Consider the following 22,715-nt stretch of genomic DNA (forward strand, 5'->3'; position numbering starts at 1 on the left):
CTAGTTCAGCGTAACCTCTTGGCGCAGTTTTCCGGTCGTCTTGTCGAAGATCAGAATGCGATTATCGTCGGTCACGATCGCATACCAGTTGTTGCCTATAGTCACGGCCTGGGCCTTTGCACCATCCGGCAGGTCTATCTGATCCGGCAGAGTCGGAGTTCGGTCCGATAGGCGGATGACAATCAAGGCGAATGTCACTAGAACCCCGCCAATCATTACCGCGGTCAACAGCATGACCATCCGCCGCAGCAGTCGAAGCTGCGGTGTTTCCTGCGGTTCCTGAGGTTCGGAAGGGACAGTCATGGGCACCCGCCTGATAGAGTTTCATATCGCGGCCGCTCCGCCGCCCCGCCTTGATAAGGCGCTTGCGCGGGATGTGCCAGCGGAAGTGAACCTGTCGCGCACCCGGCTGGCCCGACTGATCAATGAAGGGGCCGTGACTGTCGATGGTGCGGTAGTCGAAGACCCCAAAGCCAAGATTGCCGAAGGTGCGCAGATCGGGATCACCGTGGCCGAGGCTGAGGACAGCCACATCGGTCCCGAAGATATCCCGCTGGAGGTCGTCTATGAGGATGACGATCTGATCGTGATCAATAAACCTGCGGGAATGGTGGTGCATCCGGCACCGGGCTCGCCGAACGGGACGCTGGTCAATGCGTTGCTGCATCACTGTGGTGATGATCTTTCAGGCGTGGGCGGCGTCAAGCGTCCGGGCATCGTGCACCGGATCGATAAGGAGACCAGCGGATTGCTGGTGGTGGCCAAGTCAGATGCGGCGCATCACGGGCTGGCCGCTCAGTTCGAGGCGCATAGTGTCGAGCGTTATTATCGCGCGATTTGCTATGGCGTGCCTGATGCCAATGATCCACGTCTGCGCGGGATCAAGGGTGTCAGCTTTGAGCCGGGCAACATCATGCGTCTGACGACACAGCTGGCACGGCACAAGACCGATCGACAAAAGCAGGCTGTGTTGTTTCACGGTGGGCGCCATGCGGTAACGCGCGCACGGATTGTCGAGGTTTTTGGAACGCCGGGCAGCCTCTCTCTGATCGAATGCTGGCTTGAGACGGGCCGAACGCATCAAATCCGTGTCCATATGGCCCATGCCGGCCACGGGCTTGTCGGAGACCCGGTTTACGGCGGAAAGCGCAAACTGGCTGCGCGGTCATTCACGCCCGAGGCCGCCGAGGTGGTGCAGGCTTTCCCCCGCCAAGCTCTGCACGCAGCAGTGTTAGGCTTCGAACACCCGGTTTCGGGCCAGGCATTACGTTTTGAAGCCCCGCTGCCGCAGGATATGGCGGACCTGCTGGAAAATCTCAGAAAACCACTGAAATAAACTGCAAAGGCTTGTGAAAAAGGCCTTTTCAGCTTTCCTTTACATAGGGTTAATCTCAGACTGTTAACAGATCCTCTTGAATGTATTGGGTCTGGTACCCATATCCCATGTTAAGGGCTTAAACATTTGTCCAAGGGGCAGAAATAAATGGCAAATTACTCAAATCTTCCAGCGCCGACACCCGAGGGTGGGCTGAACCGCTATATGCAGGAGATTCGCAAGTTTCCTCTGCTGGAGCCGGAGGAAGAATATATGCTGGCCAAGCGCTGGGTCGAGGAACAGGATACCGAGGCCGCGCATAAAATGGTCACGTCACACCTGCGTCTGGCGGCCAAGATCGCCATGGGATATCGCGGTTATGGCCTGCCGCAGGCAGAGGTGATTTCCGAAGCCAATGTGGGCTTGATGCAGGCGGTCAAGAAATTTGACCCCGAAAAAGGCTTCCGGCTGGCGACCTATGCCATGTGGTGGATCCGCGCTTCGATCCAGGAATACGTCCTTCGGTCGTGGTCGATGGTGAAACTGGGTACAACATCGGCGCAGAAAAAGCTGTTCTTCAACCTGCGTAAAGCAAAGGCACGCATTGGCGCGCTGGAAGAGGGTGATTTGCGTCCTGAAAACGTGGCCAAGATTGCAGAAGACCTCGGAGTGACCGAGGAAGAAGTGATCAGCATGAACCGTCGGATGTCCGGTGGCGATGCGTCGCTGAACGCGACCGTGGGGTCCGAAGGCGAAGGCACCATGCAGTGGCAGGATTGGCTGGAAGATGAAGATGCCGATCAGGCTGGTGACTACGAGGCGCGCGATGAATTGGAAGCCCGGCGCGAATTGCTCGCTGCTGCGCTGGATGTTCTGAACGATCGCGAGAAAGACATCCTGACTCAGCGCCGTCTGATGGACCAGGCTGTTACGCTGGAAGAGCTGAGCACGCAGTACAATGTCAGCCGTGAACGTATTCGTCAGATCGAAGTGCGCGCGTTTGAGAAGCTGCAAAAGAAGATGCGAGAGCTTGCGCGCGAAAAAGGTATGCTGGCTTCAAACTAACCCCAAACTGATATCAGCCCGCCATATGAGCGGGCTGATTTTTTTTGTTATGCGAAAATGAAATCGGACTCGGACAGGTGGCTTGCCCAGACGCCTGATAGATAGATGCTGTCTCCGTCGTCCAACTCGATCTTGGTCCCGAAGAACTTTCCGTCGATATCGTCTTCGATGTCCTCAAAGCTGGTGATGCCATCGTATTCGGACAGGTCGATCTTGTCCTTGCCGACGCGGAAATCGACAATCCAGTCGTGACCGTCGCCTTCATCGAATACAAACGTATCCTTACCGCGCCCACCAAAGAGTTTGTCATTGCCTTCGCCACCGTCGATGATGTCTTTCCCTCGGCCTCCGAAGATTTTGTCATGGCCTTCATCGCCACGCAGAATATCCTTTCCGCGCCCCCCGAAGATTATGTCGTTCCCGGCACCGCCAAGCGCCACATCATTGCCCGAGCCGGTGTTGATCACGTCATTGCCACCATCACCGTGAACAAAGTCTTTGCCGCGTCCGGTAAAGATGAATTCATCGCTGCTGTCACCCAGGATAAAGTCCGTGTTCTTTTTGCCCAGAATGCCCGACACCGAGACGGGTAGAAGTACGCCGTCAAGTACGTGAATGATACCGTTTGACGCATCCACGTCGAACGCGATCAAGCCGGGATCGTCGATGCCCGGATCGGCATCGCCCAAACTGGGGGGATCGCTTTCAAGGTTCAGTTCGACTGACGACCCAAGCAGAGTTTGGATTTCAGCCCCGTCGCCTAGACCGACCACTGTGGTGCTGTCGAACTCACCATCGACCACGTGATACTTCAAAATGTTGGTTAGCAAAGGGATAGGGTCTCCGCCGCCAAGCAGGGTGAGCGCCTTGATGATGTGGCCCAAAGCCCCGGCCTCGTCATCCCCTTGATACCCAAGTGTTTGTGCCAGAGTAATAAAGGCAGCGTCATTTGGGGCAAAGACAGTCAGTTCTGCCTCAGGATTGTCCAGCGTTTCCGCCAGCCCGGCTGCAATAACCGCTTCGCGGAGAATGTCGAAATCCTGATTGTCGCTGTCAAACGTTCCGGGATCACCGCTTTTCAGTACTGTTCCTGTAATCGTATGTGTTGCTGGCATTTCAGTAAGCCTCCCACCCTGTTTGCCGTTGCTTCGGATATTGCCAGAGCTCGATCCGAGCATGATTCAGTCGATGTTTGAGCTACGGCGGCAGCATCAGACTGGATCAACAAAACTGATTTGCGAGGGCAGGATTGGCGCCGATCGGTTTTTGATTATCGATATAAAGTATAAGGTTATCGGGGTTTTTTAATCTCATCAAAAAATTTGCCGAGGCGTATGATATTCAAATAGATAGAGAAAGGACTGACTTATTGGCAGGTGGTTGATAGACAGATCAGGAACTGAATTACATAGAACTCGCCCTGGGCGGGTTACATCAATTTTTAGGGGGCGCGCATGCATAAACCGGTCAATTGGGGTGTTCTGGGTGCAGCCAGATTCGCACGACAACACATGGCGCCCGCCATCCATGCGGCAGAGGGCGCGCGGCTGGCGGGGTTGGCGACCTCGGATCCGGCTAAGGCCGAGCCCTTTGCCAGATATTGCCCTGATCTGAATGTCTACAACAGCTATGAGGCATTGCTAGCCGATCCTGAGATTGAGGCGGTGTACATCCCGCTGCCCAACCATCTTCATGTCGAATGGAGCCTGAAGGCGCTGGATGCGGGCAAGCATGTGCTGTGCGAAAAGCCGATGACCATGCGGGCTGATGAATTTGACGCGCTGATCGCAAAGAGGGACCAGACGGGTTTACTGGCTGCCGAAGCATATATGATCGTGCATCACCCTCAGTGGCATCTGACCCATAAACTGATCGCGGACGGAGCGATCGGCCGGCTGGTCCATGTCACCGGGGCGTTCAGCTATGACAACCGGGCGGACACGGGCAACATCCGCAACCGTGCGGAAACCGGTGGGGGCGGGCTGCGTGACATCGGGGTGTATGTTATCGGCAGCGCTCGGTTTGCGACTGGGCAAGAGCCGGTCTCGGTCAGCGGTGCGATCCGGTGGGAAAATGACGTGGATGTATTCACCGAGATACGCGCGCAGTTTCCCGAATTTACCTATTCCGCCTATGTCTCGACACGCATGCATCCACATCAGGAAATGGTGTTTCACGGAGAAGGTGGCATGATCCGTCTAACCGCTCCGTTCAATGCGCGCGTGTTCGGCGAGGCGCGGGTTGAACTGCACCGACCGGGCCTTGAAGTTCTGGTGCCCCGGTTTCCAGCGGACAACCACTATCAATTGCAGGTCGAAGCGTTCTGCCGATCGGTTCGCGAAGGGGTTGAATATCCCTGTTCGTTGGAATTCGTGAGGGGCACACAAGAGGTTATCGATCAGGTCTTTGACGCCGCCGTTTCGCTCTAGCTTGCCACGCCTGTGGTGTCTCGCGTATCCTGTCCCGACCGGATCAGGAGGGCTAAATGGCGGGCGGCTGGGCGCGCGATGGCGCGGTGAGTGAACAGATCGAAGCGTCGATTTCAGATGAACTGGCGCGGATGCAGGCGCAAAAGCGACCTGTGGGCGAAAGCCTGACCCATTGTGCCGAATGCGAAGAACCGATCCCCGAAAAACGCCGCCTTGCTCTGCCCGGCGTAAAGCTGTGCCTGGATTGCCAGCAAGAGCGTGACAGCAGCTTCAAGTCCCGCGGCGGGATCAATCGGCGGGGTTCGAAAGACAGTCAGTTGAAATAACGCGAGGAGCACCCGGTGAAGGATCAGCCGCAGAGATCAGTACTGCAAAACGGGTTGGTTCTTGGGTTCCTAGCCGCGTTTCTATGGGGCACGCACAGCGTTATCGTGCGATATTTGACTAGTGATCTCGGCGGGTTACAGATTGCCGTGTCTCGCCTGTTCATTGCTGCTTTTGCGATTTACTGCATGTTGCGGGTGATGGGCGCACGGGTTTCAATCCAGTACAGGGATTGGAACTTCCGGCTGGCGGTGTTGTCGACGGTGGTGAACTATATCCTGTTCCACATAGGTTTGGAACATACAGGTGCTGCTAATGCGATGGTGCTTGAGAATACCGCGCCGTTCTTCGTGTTGATATTTCTGTATTTCTTCGCGGATACCACCGTTGGCCGGACTGATGTATTGGCAACCCTGCTGGCGATCCTCGGTGTGTTTCTAACCGTCTATCGGGATTTTCAAGGCGGGGGAGAACCCCTGCTGGGCGATCTGATGGAAATCGGGGCGGGACTTAGCTGGGCGGTGTTCCTGATTTCCAGCAGCCGCGCGATGCAGTCATCGGAGACCACTGCCGAAAGGTTGAACTTCCTGTTTGGCATCTTTTTGTGTTCGGGCGTTTTGCTGGTGCCACTGGCGGCTTTTTCTATTCAGATGCCGACCGCTAACGACGTGATCTTCTTGATCCTTCTGGGCGTTTTGCCGACCGCGCTTGCCTATTATCTTTGGTACGAGGCCGCCGCCCGCGTGTCGACTTTGACGGCGACGTTGCTATTCGCCGCCTCGGTTGTGTTTACCTTTGTCAACTCGGCACTGTTTCTGGGCGCAACGATCACACCGCTTTCGATTGTTGGCGCGGTATTGATTGTCACGGCCATTTTCGTGACGACGATGAAATCAGCCAAAGAGAAATGAGGCAGCCATACAGGCTGCCTTTCAACTTTAGCTTTCCATCGCTTCCAGTTCGTCAATAAATCCCGAGATCATCGACAGGCCTTTGTCCCAGAACTCAGGGTCGCTGGCGTCCAGTCCGAACGGAGCCAGAAGCTCTTTATGGTGCTTGGAGCCACCGGCACGCAGCATTTCGAAATACTTGTCCTCGAACCCGTCTGCACCGCTTTCGTAGACCGAATAGAGCGCGTTCACGAGGCCATCACCGAAGGCATAGGCATAGACGTAGAACGGCGAGTGGACGAAGTGCGGGATATAGGCCCAGAAGGTCTCGTACCCGTCCATGAATTCGAATGCGGGGCCAAGGCTTTCAGCCTGAACGCTCATCCAAAGGGCGTTGATGTCGTCTGGTGTCAGCTCGCCCTCACGACGGGCGGCGTGCAGTTTGCATTCGAAGTCGTAGAAGGCGATCTGGCGGACGACTGTGTTGATCATGTCCTCGACCTTACCGGCCAGAAGCACCTTGCGCTGTTCCGCTGTCTCGGCCTGATCCAGCATTTTGCGGAAGGTCAGCATTTCACCAAAGACCGAAGCAGTTTCGGCCAAGGTCAGTGGGGTCGATGAAAGCATCTCGCCCTGATTGGCGGCCAATACCTGATGCACCCCGTGGCCCAATTCATGCGCCAAGGTCATCACATCGCGCGGTTTGCCCAGATAGTTGAGCATCACGTAGGGATGAACTTCGGTCACGGTGGGATGCGCAAAGGCGCCAGGCGCTTTGCCGGGCTTCACGGCCGCATCGATCCAACCCTTCGAGAAGAAGGGAGCTGCGATCTCACCCATCCGAGGATCAAACGCGTTATAGGCGTCCATCACCGTCTTCTCGGCCTCGGACCAATCGACGATGCGGGTGTCCTCCATCGGCAACGGAGCATTACGGTCCCACACTTGCATCACGTCCAGACCAAGCCATTTGCGTTTCAGTTCGTAGTAACGATGGCTCAGCTTGGGGTAGGCGGCCACAACGGCCTCGCGCAGGGCTTCGACCACTTCGGGCTCGACATCGTTCGACAGGTGGCGACCAGTCTGAGCAGTTGGCATGTTGCGCCAGCGGTCAACGATTTCTTTTTCCTTGGCCTGCGTATTGTGCACGCGCGCGAAGGTTTTGATATTGCTTTGGAAAACGCTGGCCAGTTCGCGCGCGGCAGCTTCACGTTTGGCACGATCCTGCTCGGTCAAATGGTTCAGCGTACCTTCGATATTCAACTCTTCGCCATCAACGGTAAAGGTCAGGCCCGCAATTGTCTCGTCGAACAGGCGCTCCCATGCATCGCCGACCACGCCGAGATCGTGCAGAAATTTCTCAAGCTCGTCGGATAGTTGATAAGGCTTCATCGCGCGGATACGGCGGAACACGGGCTCGTATCGCGCCAGATCGGCATTGGCGACAAAATGAGCAGCCAGCGCGTCATCGTCGATGCGATTCAGTTCCAGCGTGAAGAACACCAGAGGCGTGGTGAAGACGGTGATCTTCTCCTGCATGTCAGACAGGAACTTGGCGCGATCCGCGTCGGTGGTCAGTTGGTAATAGCGCAATCCGGCAAAGGACATGATCCGCCCGGCGATGGCGTTGATCTTTTCGTTGCGCAGCACGCAGGTCAGTAGTCCAGCTGCGTCCAATTCGGCCAGCTTACCCTCATAATCTGCGGCAAAGGACGCACATTCGCCCTCCAACCAGTCCAGATCGCGGGCCAGTTCGGGTGCATCTTCCGAGGCATAGAGGTCCGTCAGATCCCATTCCGGCAAATTGCCCAGATCATCGGCACCGCCGCCTGCATTTGCATCACGGACGGGAAAGGGAAGGTCGCGCATGGAACACCTCGAATAAACTGCGTTGGCAAACATTTAGGCGCGGCACGTCCGGATCACAAGCAAGCTGTCTGGTCAAACCTTAATGACAGGGCTCGGGTTTTGGTTTCGCCGCGGCTGCCGCGAAATGTGCAGCAAGTTGATCAAAGACCGGCCCGCGCACCTCGGGTGCCTCCATCAGAACTTCGTGTTCGCCGTCGGGGATCTCGATCAGAGTACCGCTAGGCCAGTTGGCCATACGTGCCCGAATGGCCTTGCGGTCCACGATCTGTTCGTGGCTGCCCAAGAAGGTCAGGGCAGGGATCTCGGGCGCGGTCTGTTCCATCAGCCAGGTGCATTCATCCAGCGCCTCGCGCAGCCAGATGGTAGACGGTGCGCCCAACGCAAGTTCAGGGTGTGCGGCCAACTGATCCTGCATCATTCGGTACATCGCCGGATCGCGTGTCAGCACGTTTCCTTCGAAGGGCTGTGAGGCCACATAGCTCTCCAGCGTGGTGGTGGGCGGTGTTTTCTCGCCCAAGCCCAAGCGTGGCCCCCAATAGGCAGTTAGCTGGCTGAGCGGCTTCATGATTGGTGTAAAGAAAATCCCCCACATCGGGCCCGTAAAGGCGCAGGCCGCAAAATCAGCCCCCTCCAGAACGGCGCGAAGCCCGATAGCCCCGCCCATGGAATGGCCTATGACGTACCAAGGCTTGGGCAACTCCAGTTTTTCGGCCAGTTTCAGTATTGAGCGAACGTCGTGCTGGTAATCGGTAAATTGTTCGACATGACCGATCCGCGGATCATCCAGCAGGCGATCTGCAAGCCCTTGCCCGCGCCAATCGACCGCGAGGCTTGCAAAGCCCCGGTTCACAAATTCCTTGGCGGTATCACCATATTTTTCGATGTATTCCGTGCGACCGGGGAACAGCATCACCGTGCCGCGCGCATCGCCGTCGGGCAGCCAATGTGCCACGCGGATACGTTTGCCATCTTCGGTGATCAGCCAATGCGCCGCACCATCGGCAGGGCCGCCGGCCACGTCTTCGAATAAGGGGGCCGGCGAAAACTCCATCAGGCCAGCACCGAGGCGAGTTTCATGGCGATACCCATGTCTCCGTCAACGCTCAGCTTGCCGGACATAAACGCGCCGGTTGGGTTCAGGTCGCCGCTGAGGATCTGTTCAAAGGTGTCCGCATCGGCGCTGAGGGTCACATCAGCATCTTCGTCGCTTACCCGCGCACCGCTTGCATCCAGAATGATAGAACCCAGATCGGCAATGGCAAATTTGGCTGACGCATCGAAATCGCCGCCCGACAGTTTCTCATTCAATGCCGCCGCGGCTTTTTCCAGAATATCGCTCATGGTCTTCCTCATATTGTTCATGCGCCGTGAATGGACATCCCCGGTCGCTACGCTACACTGACCATTGTTATGGGTATTGCAATCACCAATCTCAAACGTACCGTCGCGGCACTTGCCGTCATAGTCACGTTTTCCACCAGATGCATCGCGCAGCAGGCGGATTCGCGGGACGAGGCATCATTGTTGCAGCAACTGGCGCAATCGACGCCCGAACAGGCCATCGGATTGGATCGGCAGTTGCAGGCGCTGTGGTCACAATCAGGTTCGGCTTCAGCGGATTTGCTGTTGGAACGCGGACGCGATGCGCTGGATGACGGGGATGTCGAGGCAGCGCTTGATCATTTGACGGCGCTTACCGATCACGCACCCGAATTTGCCGAGGGTTGGCATGTGCGCGCTTCGGTTTTCTTCGGCATTGACAGGTTTGGCATGGCTGCGGCGGATCTTGAACAGGCATTGACGCTGAATCCGAACAACTACGACGCTATCTACGGCCTTGGCCTCATCTTTGAGATCGTGGGCAAGCCAGAACAAGCACTTGAGGCTTATTCACGTGCGCTGGCTATACATCCCCATCATGAAGAAGTAACCAATGCCGTGAATCGGCTGAAGCCTCAGGTTGAAGGCAAGGCGCTGTAAGTCTTAGGGCGCAGGGGGCAAAGGTGAGCGGGTCATCCCGAATCGTGGCCGTACTTGGCCCGACGAACACAGGTAAAACTCACTACGCGATTGAACGTATGCTGGGGTACCGGACCGGTGTCATCGGTCTGCCGCTGCGGCTGCTCGCGCGCGAAGTCTATGACAAGATTGTCGCTATTCGCGGTCCGTCTGTGGTGGCGCTGGTGACAGGCGAGGAACGGATCGTACCGCCGCGCACCCAATACTGGGTCTGTACAGTTGAGGCGATGCCAGAAGGCATGGGCACTGATTTTGTGGCGATTGACGAAATTCAGCTTTGCGTGGACCCCGAACGCGGCCATGTCTTTACTGACCGCCTGTTGCGGTCGCGCGGCACCAATGAAACGCTATTCCTCGGCTCTGACACCATGCGCGGCCCCATCGCGGCCCTTGTGCCCGAAGCGCAGTTCATCCGGCGTGAACGGATGTCTCAGCTGGTCTATTCCGGTTCGAAAAAGATCAGCCGAATGCCTGCGCGCAGTGCGATCGTCGGATTCTCGGTCGACAATGTCTATGCCATCGCCGAGCTGCTTCGTCGCCAAAAGGGCGGGGCGGCGGTCGTCATGGGGGCGCTTAGCCCTCGCACGCGGAATGCGCAGGTTGACCTCTATCAAAACGGTGAGGTTGATTATCTGGTGGCTACGGATGCCATCGGAATGGGGTTGAACCTGGATGTGAACCATGTGGCGTTCTCATCTCTGACCAAATTTGATGGCCGCCGAATGCGGCCTCTGGCCCCCAACGAGTTGGCCCAGATCGCAGGACGGGCCGGGCGCGGAATGTCGGATGGCACGTTTGGTGTGACGGGCGAGGCTCCGCCGCTGGATGAGGGCGTAGCCCAAGCCATTATGGACAGCCGGTTCACGCCTATGAAAAAGTTGAATTGGCGGAATGCCGCTTTGCGGTTCGGCTCAATCGACGCACTAATCGACTCGCTTGAGGTCAGCCCAGACAATGAGCACCTGATCAAAGCGCGGCCAGCTGACGATCTGAACGTCCTGAAATCTCTGTCCCAAGTCACCGAAGTCGTTGCCCGTGCCAGCGATGGACCGTCGATCCGTTTGCTATGGGATGTGTGCAGAATCCCCGATTTTCGTGGCATCAGCCATGCCGAACATGCCAGCCTGCTTGAGGTGATCTATGGCCATCTGCATGAGCGCGGAAGTATCCCCGATGATTTCATGGCGCGGCAAATCCGCCGTATCGACCAAACCCATGGCGACATTGATGCATTGTCCAAAAGGTTGGCATATATTCGCACTTGGACATATGTTGCGCAACGAAACGGTTGGGTGCGTGACGAATCCCATTGGCGCGAGGAAACGCGCACTGTAGAAGACAGGCTGTCGGACGCTCTTCACGACCGTTTGACTCAGCGATTTGTGGACCGGCGCACGTCAGTGTTGCTGCGCCGGCTCAAACAGAAGGAGGCCCTTTTGGCCGAAGTAAATGATAAGGGTGAAGTGACCGTCGAAGGCGAATTCGTCGGTCGTCTGGAAGGGTTCCGGTTTACCCCGGACAAAAGCGCGCAGGGGACTGAAGCGAAAGCCTTGAAGTCAGCCTCTCTGCAAGCACTCGCGCCGCAATTCCATCTGCGTGCAGATCGCTTCTACAATGCGCCCGATACCGAAATTGATTTCACCGATCAGGGTGGCCTGATGTGGGGCGAGTATGCCGTGGGCAAACTTGTTGCCGGTGCCGAGCCTCTCAAGCCTGTGGTCGAGGTTTTTGTCGATGAGGCCGCCGGGCCGGACGTGGAACAGAAGGTTCAGCGCCGCCTGCAGCATTTCATCGACCGCAAAGTGGCAGCCCTGTTCGAGCCGCTGCTGAACCTGTCGCGGGATGAGGAGCTGAGCGGTCTGGCCAAAGGTTTTGCCTTCCGCATGGTCGAGGCGCTGGGCGTTCTGCCGCGCGCGCAGGTCGCGCAAGAGGTCAAGGATCTGGATCAGGATGCCCGTGGTGCACTGCGTAAACATGGCATCCGGTTCGGTCAATTCACCATCTTCATGCCGCTGCTGCTGAAACCCGCGCCAACGCGCCTGCGTCTGGTACTTTGGGCATTGTCCGGTGGCTTGCAGGAGTTCCCCGAAGCACCACCTCCGGGTCTGGTTACCGTTCCGGTCGCCAAGGACGCGCCGCAGGGCTATGACACCATGTGCGGCTACCGCGATGCGGGCGAACGCTCGATCCGGATCGATATGCTGGAACGGTTGGCCGACATGCTGCGGTCCGAGGATAGCCGCGGTGGGTTCGAAGCCAAACCCGACATGTTGTCAATTACCGGCATGACCTTGGAACAGTTTGCAGACCTGATGCAGGGACTGGGTTACAAGGCCGAACGCGGCGAACGTGAGAAGGCCAAACCGGTCCCCACGGAGCAGCCTGTGGCGGAAGCTGAGGAACAACCCGTCGTCGATGAGACGCCGACCGCAAATGCCGAAGCGGATGACGTCGGTATAACAGCCGAGGCCACCGAAAGCACCGAGGCGGCAGCCGAGGCTCCGGCCACTGAGAAATCAGCAGAGTCCAAATCGGATGAGCCCGAAATTGAGGTGTTCTACACCTTCACTTGGGGCCGCCAACGTCAGCAAAACCGTGGTCCGCGTCGCGAGCAGGGGCAGGGCAAGGGCAAGCCGCGTGGTAAACCTCAGGGCAAGCCGCATGGCAAGAAGGGGGGCAAGCCTCAGGGCGCCAAGACCTTCTCGTCACGGCCACCCAAAAAGGAAAAGGCAATCGATCCCGATAACCCATTTGCGGCAGCGTTGATGGGTCTGAAGGACGGCAACTGATCCGCGATGGCCGAGGCCAAGCTGCGGATCGACAAATGGTTGTGGCAGGCGCGGTTCTTCAAGACCCGTAGCCTGGCCGCCAAACAGGTCAGCGGCGGCCATGTGCGTCTGAACGGAAATCGGGTGCTGAAACCGGCGCAAGCCGTGGCACCCGGAGATGTCCTGACCTTTCCGCAGGGGCGTATTGTTCGGGTTGTACGTATCGAAGCGCTTGGCGTGCGTCGCGGCCCGGCCCCCGAGGCGCAAGCTTTGTACTTCGATATGACCGAAAAGCAGGACGTATCGCCCAAGAATCCAGCGTTTGAGGGAAAAGGTCGTCCAACCAAGAAAGAAAGACGCGCGCTTGATCTTTCTCGCATCCCAAAGGGGTGATCTGACCTTGAAGCGGCGGTCAGACTGGATTAGCTAGTCGCCAAAGCGCAAACGGGAAATCCAACATGACCTACGTTGTCACCGAAAACTGCATTGGCTGCAAATACACCGACTGTGTCGAGGTTTGTCCGGTGGATTGTTTCTACGAAGGTGAAAACACATTGGTCATTCACCCCGACGAATGCATTGACTGCGGTGTCTGCGAACCCGAATGCCCCGCCGACGCCATCCGCCCGGACACCGAGCCGGGGATGGAGCAATGGGTCGAGTTCAACCGGAAATACTCGGAAATGTGGCCGGTGATCGTGACCAAAAAAGACCCCTTGCCCGAGGCCGAGGAACGCGACGGCGAAGAAGGCAAGATGGAGAAATATTTCTCGGAAGCCCCCGGCGAGGGCGGTTGACCGATTCGGCAGCCGGTTACCGTTCATTTGGCATCAATCTGTGCATTAATTAGTTGAGGTAGAAAGGGAATTTCCCATTTACCTTGGCGCGGTCTTTTGAGTGTCGCAAATTTGTGATATACTAGGGACCGAATGATGACTGTGATTGGGATGTGCTCCGTAAGTATGCTCGCTTTGGAGTTCTGAATTTATGACAAATAAGCCGCCTGACGGGGCCATGCAGGGCCTCGGCTGTGGTGCTTTTGTCGTCTCATATCCGGATCAGTAATGAAGGATGAATATGAATGTCGAAATCGAAAAAGCTTGAGTTCCGCCCGAACGATTATGTCGTCTACCCGGCTCATGGCGTAGGTCAGATCGTGTCAATCGAAGAGCAGGAAGTTGCAGGCTTCTCGCTTGAGCTGTTCGTGATTTCTTTTGAAAAAGACAAGATGACCCTGCGGGTGCCAACCAACAAGGTCACCGAATCCGGTCTTCGGTCGCTCAGCTCACCGGATGTGATCAGCCAGGCAATGAAGACGCTGAAGGGCAAAGCCAAGGTCAAGCGTGCCATGTGGTCGCGCCGGGCGCAGGAATACGAGCAAAAGATCAACTCGGGCGACTTGATCTCGATCGCCGAAGTGGTCCGCGACCTGCACCGCACCGACGACCAGCGCGAGCAGAGTTATTCCGAGCGTCAGCTGTACGAAGCCGCGCTGGAACGTCTGACACGCGAAGTGGCCGCAGTTTCTGGCGCCGATGAGATTTCGGCTGCCAAACAGGTCGATGAGGTTCTGACCTCACGCGCAGCCTGATCGCGTTCAAGCCAATTTAAGGGTCGTCCCGATATCCGGGGCGGCCCTATTTCGTGACTAGGCGCTTGGTCTTGTGGTGTGTGTCGGGTATTTTTCTGTAACTGCAGGAAGATACGGGGACATGATGAAGCAAACTGTCAAGTTTCTCTACATCAGCCACGAGCCGATCTCGGTCTGGTTTCGCTATGGGCTGATCCTGTTCGATATCGCCTCGATCATCTTTTTTGTCTCCACGGCGAATATCCCGCACGGGCCTGGGCTGACGGCGGCAAGTTTGGGTGTCGGGCTGATCATCCTAATGGATTTCTCCGCGCGGATGTGGATTTCCAAAGACCGCTGGAAACTGCTGCGCCAGATTTACACGATGGCAGACATCGTTGTGATCGTGTCGCTGCTGCTTGACCCGTTCCTGACCGGCAATCTCGCGTTCCTTCGGATATTGCGCGCGTTGCGGCTGATCCATTCCTATCATCTGCTGCGGGATTTGCGCCGAGATAGTCCTTTCTTCCGAACCCACGAGGACGCGGTGATTGCGGCGATCAATCTGATGGTCTTTGTTTTTGCAACCTCGACTGCAGTACTGGTCTTTTTCGTCCCCGAAGATGCGCAGACCCCCTATATCGACGCACTTTATTTCACTATGGCGACCCTGACGACAACGGGGTTCGGAGATATCACGCTGGGCACACCAGCGGGAAAGCTGTTTTCCGTTTTCATCATGGTTGTTGGCGTGGCGTTGTTTGTCCGTCTGGCGCAGGCGATCTTCATGCCGCAGAAAGTGCGCTACAAATGCCCAAGCTGCGGCCTGTTCCGGCACGATCCGGATGCTGTGCATTGCAAACACTGTGGCGCGACGCTGCGCATTGAAACCGGTGGGGCGTCTTAGATTGAGGCTGTCAGCGCCAGGAGGAAGGTGATTTCCGAGGTCTGCTGCGTGGCCCCCAGAATATCACCGGTTTGGCCACCGATCTTGGTCTTGGCGATGCGAGCGACAAAAGCCGCTGCAAGCAGGGCGCAGAGCATCGGCGTGATGGCTGATCCACCCAGCAGCAATAGCGACAGGACGATAGCCAACACGATACCGGCCAGCACCGCAGACAAGGGGGGCGCACCAACCGAATGGCTCAGCCCCGATTTGCGAGCGTTGGGTAGCGCGCGCATCAGCACGGGCATCACGGCGCGTGAGAACAGGCAGGCGGCCAATATGCCCGTCAACAGACCCGCACCGATCAGTGCCATGACAGCAGCAATTCGAAGCAGTTGGCCCAGCAACAGGGCCAGTACGCCGTAAGTGCCGATATGGCTGTCCTTCATGATCTCCAGTCGACGTTCGGTTGTGAAGCCGCCCCAAAGCCCGTCGGCCGTATCGGCTAGCCCGTCTTCGTGCATCGCTCCGGTTGCGATGATCAACGTGGCGACCAGTAGGGCGGCGGTGGCAAGGGTTGGCAGCTGCGCCCAGATTGCAATCCAGGCGACGCCGCAAGCCAGCGCCCCCACAACAAGCCCGGCAAGGGGATAGGCCCAAGCCGCACGCGACTGGCGGGTGAACGCTTGATCGGGCAGGGGTGGCAGGGGCAGGCGCGTCAAAAGGACCAGAGCCAGTGGGATATCCCACAGGGAAAACGGGGCGGTGTCGTTTTTGGTCACTCCCAGGCCTTTCCGGGTCTTGTTGCTTTGCCAGCATTGGTTAAACACACACAACCACTCTGATGCAACGAGGCTTTCCATGCTGCCCGAACTCAATGACCTGAACAGTTTCCGCAATGCGCTGACCGGCGCACCCGGTCCGGACACCGCTGCCAAGCAGGGCGCGGAAGAGCGCAACGGTCAACTAACCAAACCGCCCGGCGCGTTGGGGCGGCTTGAGGATCTAGCGATCTGGTATGCAGGTTGGCGCGGGGATGCGCGGCCTCAGATCAACGCGCCACAGGTCATCGTGTTTGCGGGCAACCATGGCGTAACTGCTCAAGGTGTCTCGGCGTTCCCGCCCGAAGTGACGGTGCAGATGGTCATGAATTTCGAACATGGCGGCGCGGCGATCAACCAGTTGGCAAAGGCTGCGGGCGCGAAGATGGACGTGCACGCGCTGGAGCTGGACCGTCCGACCGCAGATTTTACCCAAACCCCCGCGATGAGCGAAGAGGAATTTCTAAGCGCACTGCGCACAGGATGGCAGGCGGTTGATCCGCAGGCCGATCTGCTGGTTGTTGGAGAGATGGGGATCGGAAATACCACGCCGGCTGCAGCCATCGCTTGCGCGCTGTTTGGCGGGGATGCTGCCGACTGGACTGGCCGCGGGACCGGTGTGGATGATGCAGGTCTGGCGAACAAAACCCGGGTTGTTGCGGAAGGCGTCGCCCTGCATGGTCAGGGCGATGGACTTCATATTCTAAGGTGCCTCGGCGGACGCGAGATTGCGGCTATGGCTGGTGCGATAGCCGCCGCGCGCGTATTGCGGATACCGGTCATTTTGGATGGATTCATCTGCACCGCAGCTGCAGCCTGTCTGGCGCAGATTTCGGAAACAGCGCTGGATCACACCATCGCGGGCCACCAAAGCGCCGAGGGCGCGCATGCCGCGATGCTGGGCAAGCTCGGCAAGGAGCCATTGCTGACCCTCGGCCTGCGCCTGGGCGAAGGCTCGGGCGGGGCGTTGGCGATCAACATTCTGAAAAGCGCGGTTGCTTGCCATTCCGGCATGGCGACATTCGCTGAAGCGGGTGTGTCGGATGGTTAAGCCGACTTCTTGGCGTGTTCCTCGGCCAGTTCCAACAGCGCGGTTTCCAGATCTTTTTCCAGTTGCCGCGCACGCTCGATGTATTTCTTGTTTTCGGCTGTCGGCATGCCGGGGATCCACAGTTCTGCAAGCTCGCGCACCGATCCCCGATCGTGGTGATAGAAGGTCTGCTCGGCCTGTGCGGCCTCGTATTCACTGAGGCCGATATTCTCCAAAACATAGCGGCCCGCGCGTAACGATCCGTCGAACATCTCGCGGACAATGTCGTTGGCCCCGGCCTGATAGAGTTCATAGACGTGGTTGCGGTCGCGGGCGCGGGCGATGATGTGCAGATCGGGCCGCTGGCGGCGGGCATATCCGACGAGACGTGTGACCTGTTTGTAGTCATCCATGGCCGCGACAAGGACCGCTGCCTTTTCGATTCCAGCAGCACGCAGCAATTCGGGGCGAGTGGGGTCGCCAAGGAAGCCTTTGACACCGAACCGTCGCATCAGCTGGATCGTTTCGATATCGTGGTCCAGAACAACTGTTTTAAACCCACTTGCCTGTACCAGCCGGTTGACGATCTGCCCAAAGCGACCGATCCCGGCGATGATGACAGGGCCTTTTTCGTCGATCTGATCGGGTTCAACCTGCGGATTGCTCTCGCCGAGAAAGCGCGAAAGTACGTCGTAGACGATAAACAGAAGCGGTGTGATCAACATGGTCAGCGCAATGATCATCAACAGTTTTTGCGACAAACCCGGTGGAATCACGTTCTGCTGCGTAGAAAACGCCAACAAGACAAAGCCGAATTCGCCGGCCTGGGCCAAACCCAGCGTGAACAGCCAGTGATCGCGCCCGCGCAGCTTGAAGGCGCGCCCGACGATGAACAGGATGATCCCCTTGGCCAGTATGACCAGCAAGGCCAAACCGATCAGGTCAAACGGGTCGGCGAAGAAATACCCGATATCGATCCCAGCGCCCACGGTGATGAAGAACAGGCCCAGCAACAGCCCCTTGAACGGCTCAAGGTCGCTTTCCATTTCGTGTCGGAACTCCGAACTGGCCAGAACCACTCCGGCGAGAAACGCGCCAAGAGCGGGCGACAGGCCCACAAGGGTCATCAGGAACGAGATGCCGACCACGATCATTAGCGCCAGTGCCGTATACATCTCGCGCAGGTGGGTGGCGTGGATGAAACGGAACAGTGGGCGGGTCAGGTAGATGCCGGCCAATACGACAAACGCGACAGCGCCAATGGTGACAAGCGTAACGGCCCAGCCGGGCAGTCCTTCGACCAGCGAGAGTTTGGCGTGATAGTCCGCGTCTTTGGCTATGCCTACGCCACGGCTGATGGAGCCGTCATCTTCGATATGGATACTTGCGGGCAGGGCAAGCAGCGGCAGAAAAGCTAGGATCGGGATTACGGCAATGTCCTGCGTCAGCAGGACCGAGAAGGTTGCTCGACCTCCGTTGGTTTGCATCAGGCCCTTTTCGGACAGGGTCTGCAGCACGATTGCCGTGGAAGAAAGTGACAAGGTTAATCCAACCGCCAGCGCCACCGACCATTGATGACCAGCATAAAACGCCACAGCTGCGATTGCTGCGGTCGACAGGCCGACCTGCAGCCCGCCCAAGCCTAACAATTTGTCCCGCATATCCCACAAGGCACGGGGCTCAAGCTCGAGCCCGATCAGGAACAGCATCATCACGACGCCGAATTCGGCCACATGCTGCAGGCTTTCCGTCTCGGCCCCGACAAGGCCCAAAATGGGACCAATCGCGATGCCTGCGGCCAGATAACCCAGCACCGATCCCAGACCCAAACGGGCGGAAAGCGGCACCGCGATCACCGCAGCTGCCAGATAGATCGATGCCTGATAAAGGAACTCGTTCATTATTGTCCTCTTAAATCCGCTCAGGTCGGGAGCGGCGCGTCGCGTTTCAATTGGTCCATCACGATCTGGCTTTGCACCCGTGCAACTGCAGGATGCGGCAGGATCACTTCGTGAAGCAAGGTATTGAGTGCGGATAAGTCTTCACAATAGACATGAAGCAGGTAATCTGCCTCACCTGTCATCGTCCAGGCGCTGGTGATCTCGGGGCGGGTGTTGACCATGCGGGCGAAGCCTGCGGATTGTTCGGGGCCATGAGTGCCCAGATGCACCTGAATGAACCCCTGAACCTGTAGCCCCAGCCTCAGCGGGTCCAGTCGTGCGGTGTACCCAGTGATATAACCCTCGGCCTCAAGGCGCTGTCGGCGACGGCCCGCCTGACTGGCGGATAGATTCAGCACATCACCCAATTGCTGCGACGTCAGATGCGCGTCGCGCTGCAAAGCTGCGAGTATTCCGATATCAATCCGATCCAGCACGTGCGGCGTTTCCCCAAAATTTGCAATCAATATGCGGAAAGTACGCATCTAAACTTAGTTTATACGAAAACAATGCGCAGAAACAGCACTCATTAAGGCGTATTTTTGAATCAGCAAAGAAATTCCTGTTTTCCGAGGAGACGCGCCATGGGTCCTTTCCCGCATAACGCCCCGAAATCTGTCATCAGCGAAGAAAACCCAGCCGGTACCGACGGGTTTGAGTTTGTTGAATTCGCACACCCCGAGCCGCAAGAGCTGCGAGACCTGTTTGCGCGAATGGGCTTCGACTATGTCGGCTATCACCGCAACACCCCCAAGGTTGAGCTTTGGCAACAGGGTGATGTAACCTACATCCTGAACGCGGATCCTGACAGTTTTGCAGCCAAATTCGTGGCCGAGCACGGCCCCTGCGCCCCTGCCATGGGCTGGCGCGTTGTTGATGCTCAGAAGGCCTATGAGCACGCGATCGCCAAAGGGGCTGAGCCTTATGATGGCGCAGACAAGACCATGAATGTTCCGGCGATCAAGGGCATTGGTGGTTCGCTGATCTACTTCATCGATCAGTATTATGACACCTCGCCCTACAACGAGGAATTTGAATGGCTGGAGCAGTCAAAACCGCGCGGCGATGGGTTCTACTATCTCGATCACCTGACCCACAACGTGTTCAAGGGCAACATGGACAAGTGGTTCAAATTCTACGGCGACCTGTTCAACTTCCGTGAAATCCGCTTTTTCGACATTCAAGGTAAGTTCACCGGGCTTTACAGTCGCGCGTTGACTTCACCTTGTGGTCGCATCCGAATTCCGATCAATGAAGATCGTGGCGAGACCGGACAGATCGTCTCCTACCTGAAGAAGTACAATGGCGAAGGCATCCAGCATATCGCGGTGGGCAGCGACGACATCTACGCCTCGACCGATGCCATTGCCGAGAAGGGTCTGAAGTTCATGCCCGGTCCGAACGAGGCCTATTATGACATGTCTTACGACCGTGTGTCCGGCCATGATGAGCCCAAGCATCGGATGATGAAGCACGGCATTCTGATCGACGGCGAAGGTGTAGTTGATGGCGGTGAGACCAAGATTCTGCTGCAGATCTTTTCGAAAACAGTCATTGGCCCGATCTTCTTTGAGTTCATTCAGCGTAAAGGGGATGACGGGTTTGGTGAGGGCAACTTCAAAGCCCTGTTTGAATCGATCGAACGCGAGCAGATCGAGTCGGGTGAAATCTCGGCAGCCTAAACATGAATCAATGAAATCAACCGAGCGCCGTGTCTGACCGACATGGCGCTTTTTCTTTACCCGCGCGGCATCTTGAGCGTGATGTTCTTGCCGCGCTTCTGATAGCGCAACTCGCTGTCGCCGATGGCGATGACATTACCTCCGTCGATGCGATCGCCCACCTTCAGCTTTTTGTAGCGTCCGCTGGGCAGGCGGACCAAAGCACGGCGGTTTGCCGGGGTGCCGTACACGCCGATTAGGTTCAACTTGCGCAGGTTAATCGCGTTGTCGATGGTTGCTTGTCGCGCAACTGACGCGGAAGACGGAATTTTGGGATTGACCGTTCTGGGTTGGAACGAACCAACTTCATCGGCATTACTGGCCACATTTGCGGTCGAGGCCAGCGCTGCACTCCCAGAACTAGGTTGCCGTGTCGCGCGCGCCGTGATGCTGGCAGGCCTGATTTTTGGACGGGGTACCCGTACAACAGCCAGCGCAGTCGGGGTTTCATCGACCTGCGGAGGGGTTTGCAGAGACTCGGGCCGCAGCTTGGGCCGGACCGAGGCCAGTTCTTGCCGGGATCGACCGCCAAGTTGCTGGCGTTCGAATTGATCCACCAGATTTTCCGGGCGTGGCCGTGGGCGAAACGCCGCGAGTCTCTCATCGAACTCTTCTATGACAACGGGTTCTGTTTCGAACCTGGTTGGGGGTTCGGGGGGCACGGACGCGGGACGACCCAGATAAACCATTACACCGGCCGGGTTCAGCGTGCCTTCGGCACTTGGCGTCACAAGTCCGCGTTCATCCAGGTTGAACCGCTGCCCCGCTTGGCCTGGCAAAGAGATCGACTCAAAAGACGCATCTGTGTCGAGGCTGGCAAGTTCGGGTAGTGCGACGGAATCGGTCGACAGGTCCGAGCGATCGACCGATGTGAGATATTGATTATCCACGCCAGCCACAGGCGCTGGCTCCAGTTCTGAAGGTTCAACAGGGGCGGTGCCGGTAAACTCACGAAACTCGGTTCTGCTCTCTGGCAGATCAGCGATGTCTTCGACCGGCTCCGGTTCAATCTTCAGTGCTTCGAGAATGGCCTCGTCCGTGGGGGTGAGCACCGGTTCTTCCTCTGCCACTTCAGGTTCTTGTGGGAGGCTTGCGATCTCGGTTTCCTGAGGTTCGGGTTGTGCCTGCGGTTCTGCAGTTGCAATTTCTGGCTCTGGCTGCAGCTCGGGCTCTAACGGTTCGGCCACTTCGACAATTTCGGGGTCAGAGCTGTTGTAAGACCAGACACCCAGCAACATTCCAACCACAACCGACGCTGCGATCGCAGGAATTGCAAAGCGTTTCAGATCCGTTCCTGTCTTGGCAGACGAGGGCAGTGCTTTGGTAGCAGGCTCAAATGCAGGGGGGGCTGCATCTTCAGCGATGGCGTGAACCGGTATGTCCGGCGTATCAACGGGTTTGGGGGCCGCAATCACAGCGTCCTCATCCACAATGATCGGCAGTTCCAGAAATGGCGCGTCCAGAGCATCGTTGCCGGTTGCGCTGACCCAGAATGCCTCGGGGATAAAGCCATGATCGGTGGCAAATGCGCTGGCTTCGTCCAGCGTTTGCTGGGCCACAGCGGCAACCGGGGTCTCAGTCCCCGCGTTGCCCGCGACATAAGCCAGCTCTGATAGCTCATAGGGCGTGGCTGCGGCCAACGTATCCTTGACCTTTTTCGCCGCTGCATCGGTGTCCAAACCATCGGTGTCGACAACCAAGAGGCGCACCTGATCGGATGGAATAACAAGCTTGCAACTCAGGTCATTTTCCAGCGCGAATCCCTGATCCCGAAGGGCCTGCATCTGGTCCGCGAAATCCGACGCATCTAACGGAACGGTTCCAATGCAGTACCAGTCTCCATCCGACTGATGATGCAAGGAAATGCCGTTTTCAGAAAATGACAGCGCAAAGGCGGGTTTCATAATCGCGATGAACCATAATTGTCGGCTTTTATGCAAACGCTTAGATGTCTGCCCGCCGAGATTAGAGCAGGAACTCGCCGAGGGAAAGAAAAAGGCACGTTTCCCCCTTGCCGTGTACGGGCCCGACCACCCATCTTGAGAGCAAGCATCAAGGAGGGATCATC

22 protein-coding genes are annotated in these 22,715 nt (G+C 57.3%); 13 read left to right on the forward strand and 9 right to left on the reverse strand.

What is annotated here, in order from left to right; genetic code table 11:
* Entirely contained in the window at positions 1-303 is a 303-nt protein-coding gene (locus ACR0CZ_RS09220) for a DUF6476 family protein (protein ID WP_170393427.1), read from the reverse strand.
* Between ACR0CZ_RS09220 and ACR0CZ_RS09225 the strand changes: the two genes are divergently transcribed.
* Entirely contained in the window at positions 302-1,336 is a 1,035-nt protein-coding gene (locus tag ACR0CZ_RS09225) for an RluA family pseudouridine synthase (protein ID WP_170393425.1), read from the forward strand. The two genes, ACR0CZ_RS09220 and ACR0CZ_RS09225, sit on opposite strands and share 2 nt — an antisense overlap.
* Positions 1,337-1,483: 147 nt before the next feature.
* Entirely contained in the window at positions 1,484-2,380 is an 897-nt protein-coding gene (rpoH, locus tag ACR0CZ_RS09230; RefSeq protein WP_480536961.1) for an RNA polymerase sigma factor RpoH, read from the forward strand.
* 47 nt (positions 2,381-2,427) lie between these two features.
* On the opposite strand, the gene ACR0CZ_RS09235 is transcribed toward rpoH, so the two are convergent.
* Positions 2,428-3,495 carry a fasciclin domain-containing protein gene (locus tag ACR0CZ_RS09235; protein WP_170393421.1) on the reverse strand — a complete coding sequence of 356 codons (1,068 nt, stop codon included), beginning with the start codon at positions 3,493-3,495 and terminating at the stop codon, positions 2,428-2,430.
* Between the two features lie 339 nt (positions 3,496-3,834).
* Here ACR0CZ_RS09235 and ACR0CZ_RS09240 point away from each other — a divergent pair, with 339 nt between their 5' ends.
* From ACR0CZ_RS09240 to ACR0CZ_RS09250, 3 genes are read left to right on the forward strand one after another with little or no spacing between them, the layout of a single operon-like run.
* A complete protein-coding gene (locus ACR0CZ_RS09240; RefSeq protein ID WP_170393419.1) occupies positions 3,835-4,809 on the forward strand; it encodes a Gfo/Idh/MocA family protein in 975 nt (324 codons plus the stop codon).
* Positions 4,810-4,865: 56 nt separating this feature from the next.
* The gene (locus ACR0CZ_RS09245; RefSeq protein ID WP_170393417.1) at positions 4,866-5,135 is read left to right on the forward strand and encodes a DksA/TraR family C4-type zinc finger protein; all 270 of its coding nucleotides are present in this window, start codon (positions 4,866-4,868) and stop codon (positions 5,133-5,135) included.
* A gap of 15 nt (positions 5,136-5,150) precedes the next feature.
* The gene (locus ACR0CZ_RS09250; protein WP_170393415.1) at positions 5,151-6,044 is read left to right on the forward strand and encodes a DMT family transporter; all 894 of its coding nucleotides are present in this window, start codon (positions 5,151-5,153) and stop codon (positions 6,042-6,044) included.
* A gap of 27 nt (positions 6,045-6,071) precedes the next feature.
* Here the strand turns inward: ACR0CZ_RS09250 and ACR0CZ_RS09255 are convergent, their stop codons facing one another.
* The 3 genes from ACR0CZ_RS09255 to ACR0CZ_RS09265 all read right to left on the reverse strand — a co-directional run bounded on the left by ACR0CZ_RS09255 (position 6,072) and on the right by ACR0CZ_RS09265 (position 9,233).
* The gene (locus ACR0CZ_RS09255) at positions 6,072-7,892 is read right to left on the reverse strand and encodes a M3 family oligoendopeptidase (protein WP_170393413.1); all 1,821 of its coding nucleotides are present in this window, start codon (positions 7,890-7,892) and stop codon (positions 6,072-6,074) included.
* A gap of 79 nt (positions 7,893-7,971) precedes the next feature.
* Positions 7,972-8,943, reverse strand: coding sequence for an alpha/beta hydrolase (locus ACR0CZ_RS09260; protein WP_170393411.1), 972 nt, complete (start codon positions 8,941-8,943; stop codon positions 7,972-7,974).
* Positions 8,943-9,233 (reverse strand): SCP2 sterol-binding domain-containing protein, encoded by a 291-nt coding sequence (locus ACR0CZ_RS09265; protein WP_170393409.1) that lies wholly within the window; start codon positions 9,231-9,233, stop codon positions 8,943-8,945. Before ACR0CZ_RS09265 ends, ACR0CZ_RS09260 begins: the two co-directional genes overlap by 1 nt.
* A 30-nt stretch (positions 9,234-9,263) precedes the next feature.
* Between ACR0CZ_RS09265 and ACR0CZ_RS09270 the strand changes: the two genes are divergently transcribed.
* The 6 genes from ACR0CZ_RS09270 to ACR0CZ_RS09295 all read left to right on the forward strand — a co-directional run bounded on the left by ACR0CZ_RS09270 (position 9,264) and on the right by ACR0CZ_RS09295 (position 15,156).
* Positions 9,264-9,872 (forward strand): tetratricopeptide repeat protein, encoded by a 609-nt coding sequence (locus ACR0CZ_RS09270; protein ID WP_170465477.1) that lies wholly within the window; start codon positions 9,264-9,266, stop codon positions 9,870-9,872.
* Between the two features lie 23 nt (positions 9,873-9,895).
* Positions 9,896-12,700, forward strand: a complete 2,805-nt coding sequence (locus tag ACR0CZ_RS09275) for a helicase-related protein (RefSeq protein WP_170465475.1) — start codon at positions 9,896-9,898, stop codon at positions 12,698-12,700.
* Between the two features lie 6 nt (positions 12,701-12,706).
* Complete coding sequence (locus tag ACR0CZ_RS09280; protein WP_170393403.1) at positions 12,707-13,072, forward strand: RNA-binding S4 domain-containing protein; 366 nt, start codon at positions 12,707-12,709, stop codon at positions 13,070-13,072.
* Between the two features lie 65 nt (positions 13,073-13,137).
* Positions 13,138-13,476 carry a ferredoxin FdxA gene (gene fdxA / locus ACR0CZ_RS09285; RefSeq protein WP_010439399.1) on the forward strand — a complete coding sequence of 113 codons (339 nt, stop codon included), beginning with the start codon at positions 13,138-13,140 and terminating at the stop codon, positions 13,474-13,476.
* A 284-nt stretch (positions 13,477-13,760) separates the two neighbouring features.
* Positions 13,761-14,270, forward strand: coding sequence for a CarD family transcriptional regulator (locus ACR0CZ_RS09290; protein ID WP_010439402.1), 510 nt, complete (start codon positions 13,761-13,763; stop codon positions 14,268-14,270).
* Positions 14,271-14,394: 124 nt separating this feature from the next.
* Positions 14,395-15,156, forward strand: coding sequence for an ion channel (locus tag ACR0CZ_RS09295; protein ID WP_170393718.1), 762 nt, complete (start codon positions 14,395-14,397; stop codon positions 15,154-15,156).
* Here the strand turns inward: ACR0CZ_RS09295 and cobS are convergent.
* Entirely contained in the window at positions 15,153-15,917 is a 765-nt protein-coding gene (gene cobS, locus ACR0CZ_RS09300) for an adenosylcobinamide-GDP ribazoletransferase (RefSeq protein ID WP_480503155.1), read from the reverse strand. The two genes, ACR0CZ_RS09295 and cobS, sit on opposite strands and share 4 nt — an antisense overlap.
* A gap of 79 nt (positions 15,918-15,996) precedes the next feature.
* On the opposite strand from cobS, the gene cobT reads away from it, so the two are divergent.
* Complete coding sequence (gene cobT, locus ACR0CZ_RS09305) at positions 15,997-17,007, forward strand: nicotinate-nucleotide--dimethylbenzimidazole phosphoribosyltransferase (protein WP_170393399.1); 1,011 nt, start codon at positions 15,997-15,999, stop codon at positions 17,005-17,007.
* Here the strand turns inward: cobT and ACR0CZ_RS09310 are convergent.
* Together ACR0CZ_RS09310 and ACR0CZ_RS09315 are read right to left on the reverse strand one after the other, a co-directional pair.
* On the reverse strand, positions 17,004-18,887 hold the full coding sequence (locus tag ACR0CZ_RS09310) for a monovalent cation:proton antiporter-2 (CPA2) family protein (RefSeq protein ID WP_170393396.1): 1,884 nt from the start codon (positions 18,885-18,887) through the stop codon (positions 17,004-17,006). The genes cobT and ACR0CZ_RS09310 overlap by 4 nt on opposite strands.
* A gap of 20 nt (positions 18,888-18,907) precedes the next feature.
* Positions 18,908-19,363: an Lrp/AsnC family transcriptional regulator gene (locus ACR0CZ_RS09315; RefSeq protein ID WP_170393715.1), complete on the reverse strand. Its 456-nt coding sequence runs from the start codon at positions 19,361-19,363 to the stop codon at positions 18,908-18,910.
* 147 nt (positions 19,364-19,510) lie between these two features.
* Between ACR0CZ_RS09315 and hppD the strand changes: the two genes are divergently transcribed.
* Positions 19,511-20,608 carry a 4-hydroxyphenylpyruvate dioxygenase gene (gene hppD / locus ACR0CZ_RS09320; protein ID WP_170393394.1) on the forward strand — a complete coding sequence of 366 codons (1,098 nt, stop codon included), beginning with the start codon at positions 19,511-19,513 and terminating at the stop codon, positions 20,606-20,608.
* A 56-nt stretch (positions 20,609-20,664) separates the two neighbouring features.
* Here the strand turns inward: hppD and ACR0CZ_RS09325 are convergent, their stop codons facing one another.
* Positions 20,665-22,551, reverse strand: coding sequence for a hypothetical protein (locus ACR0CZ_RS09325; RefSeq protein ID WP_170801161.1), 1,887 nt, complete (start codon positions 22,549-22,551; stop codon positions 20,665-20,667).
* Between the last annotated feature and the right edge of the window lie 164 nt (positions 22,552-22,715).

Source organism: Ruegeria sp. H9 (genome assembly GCF_056532915.1).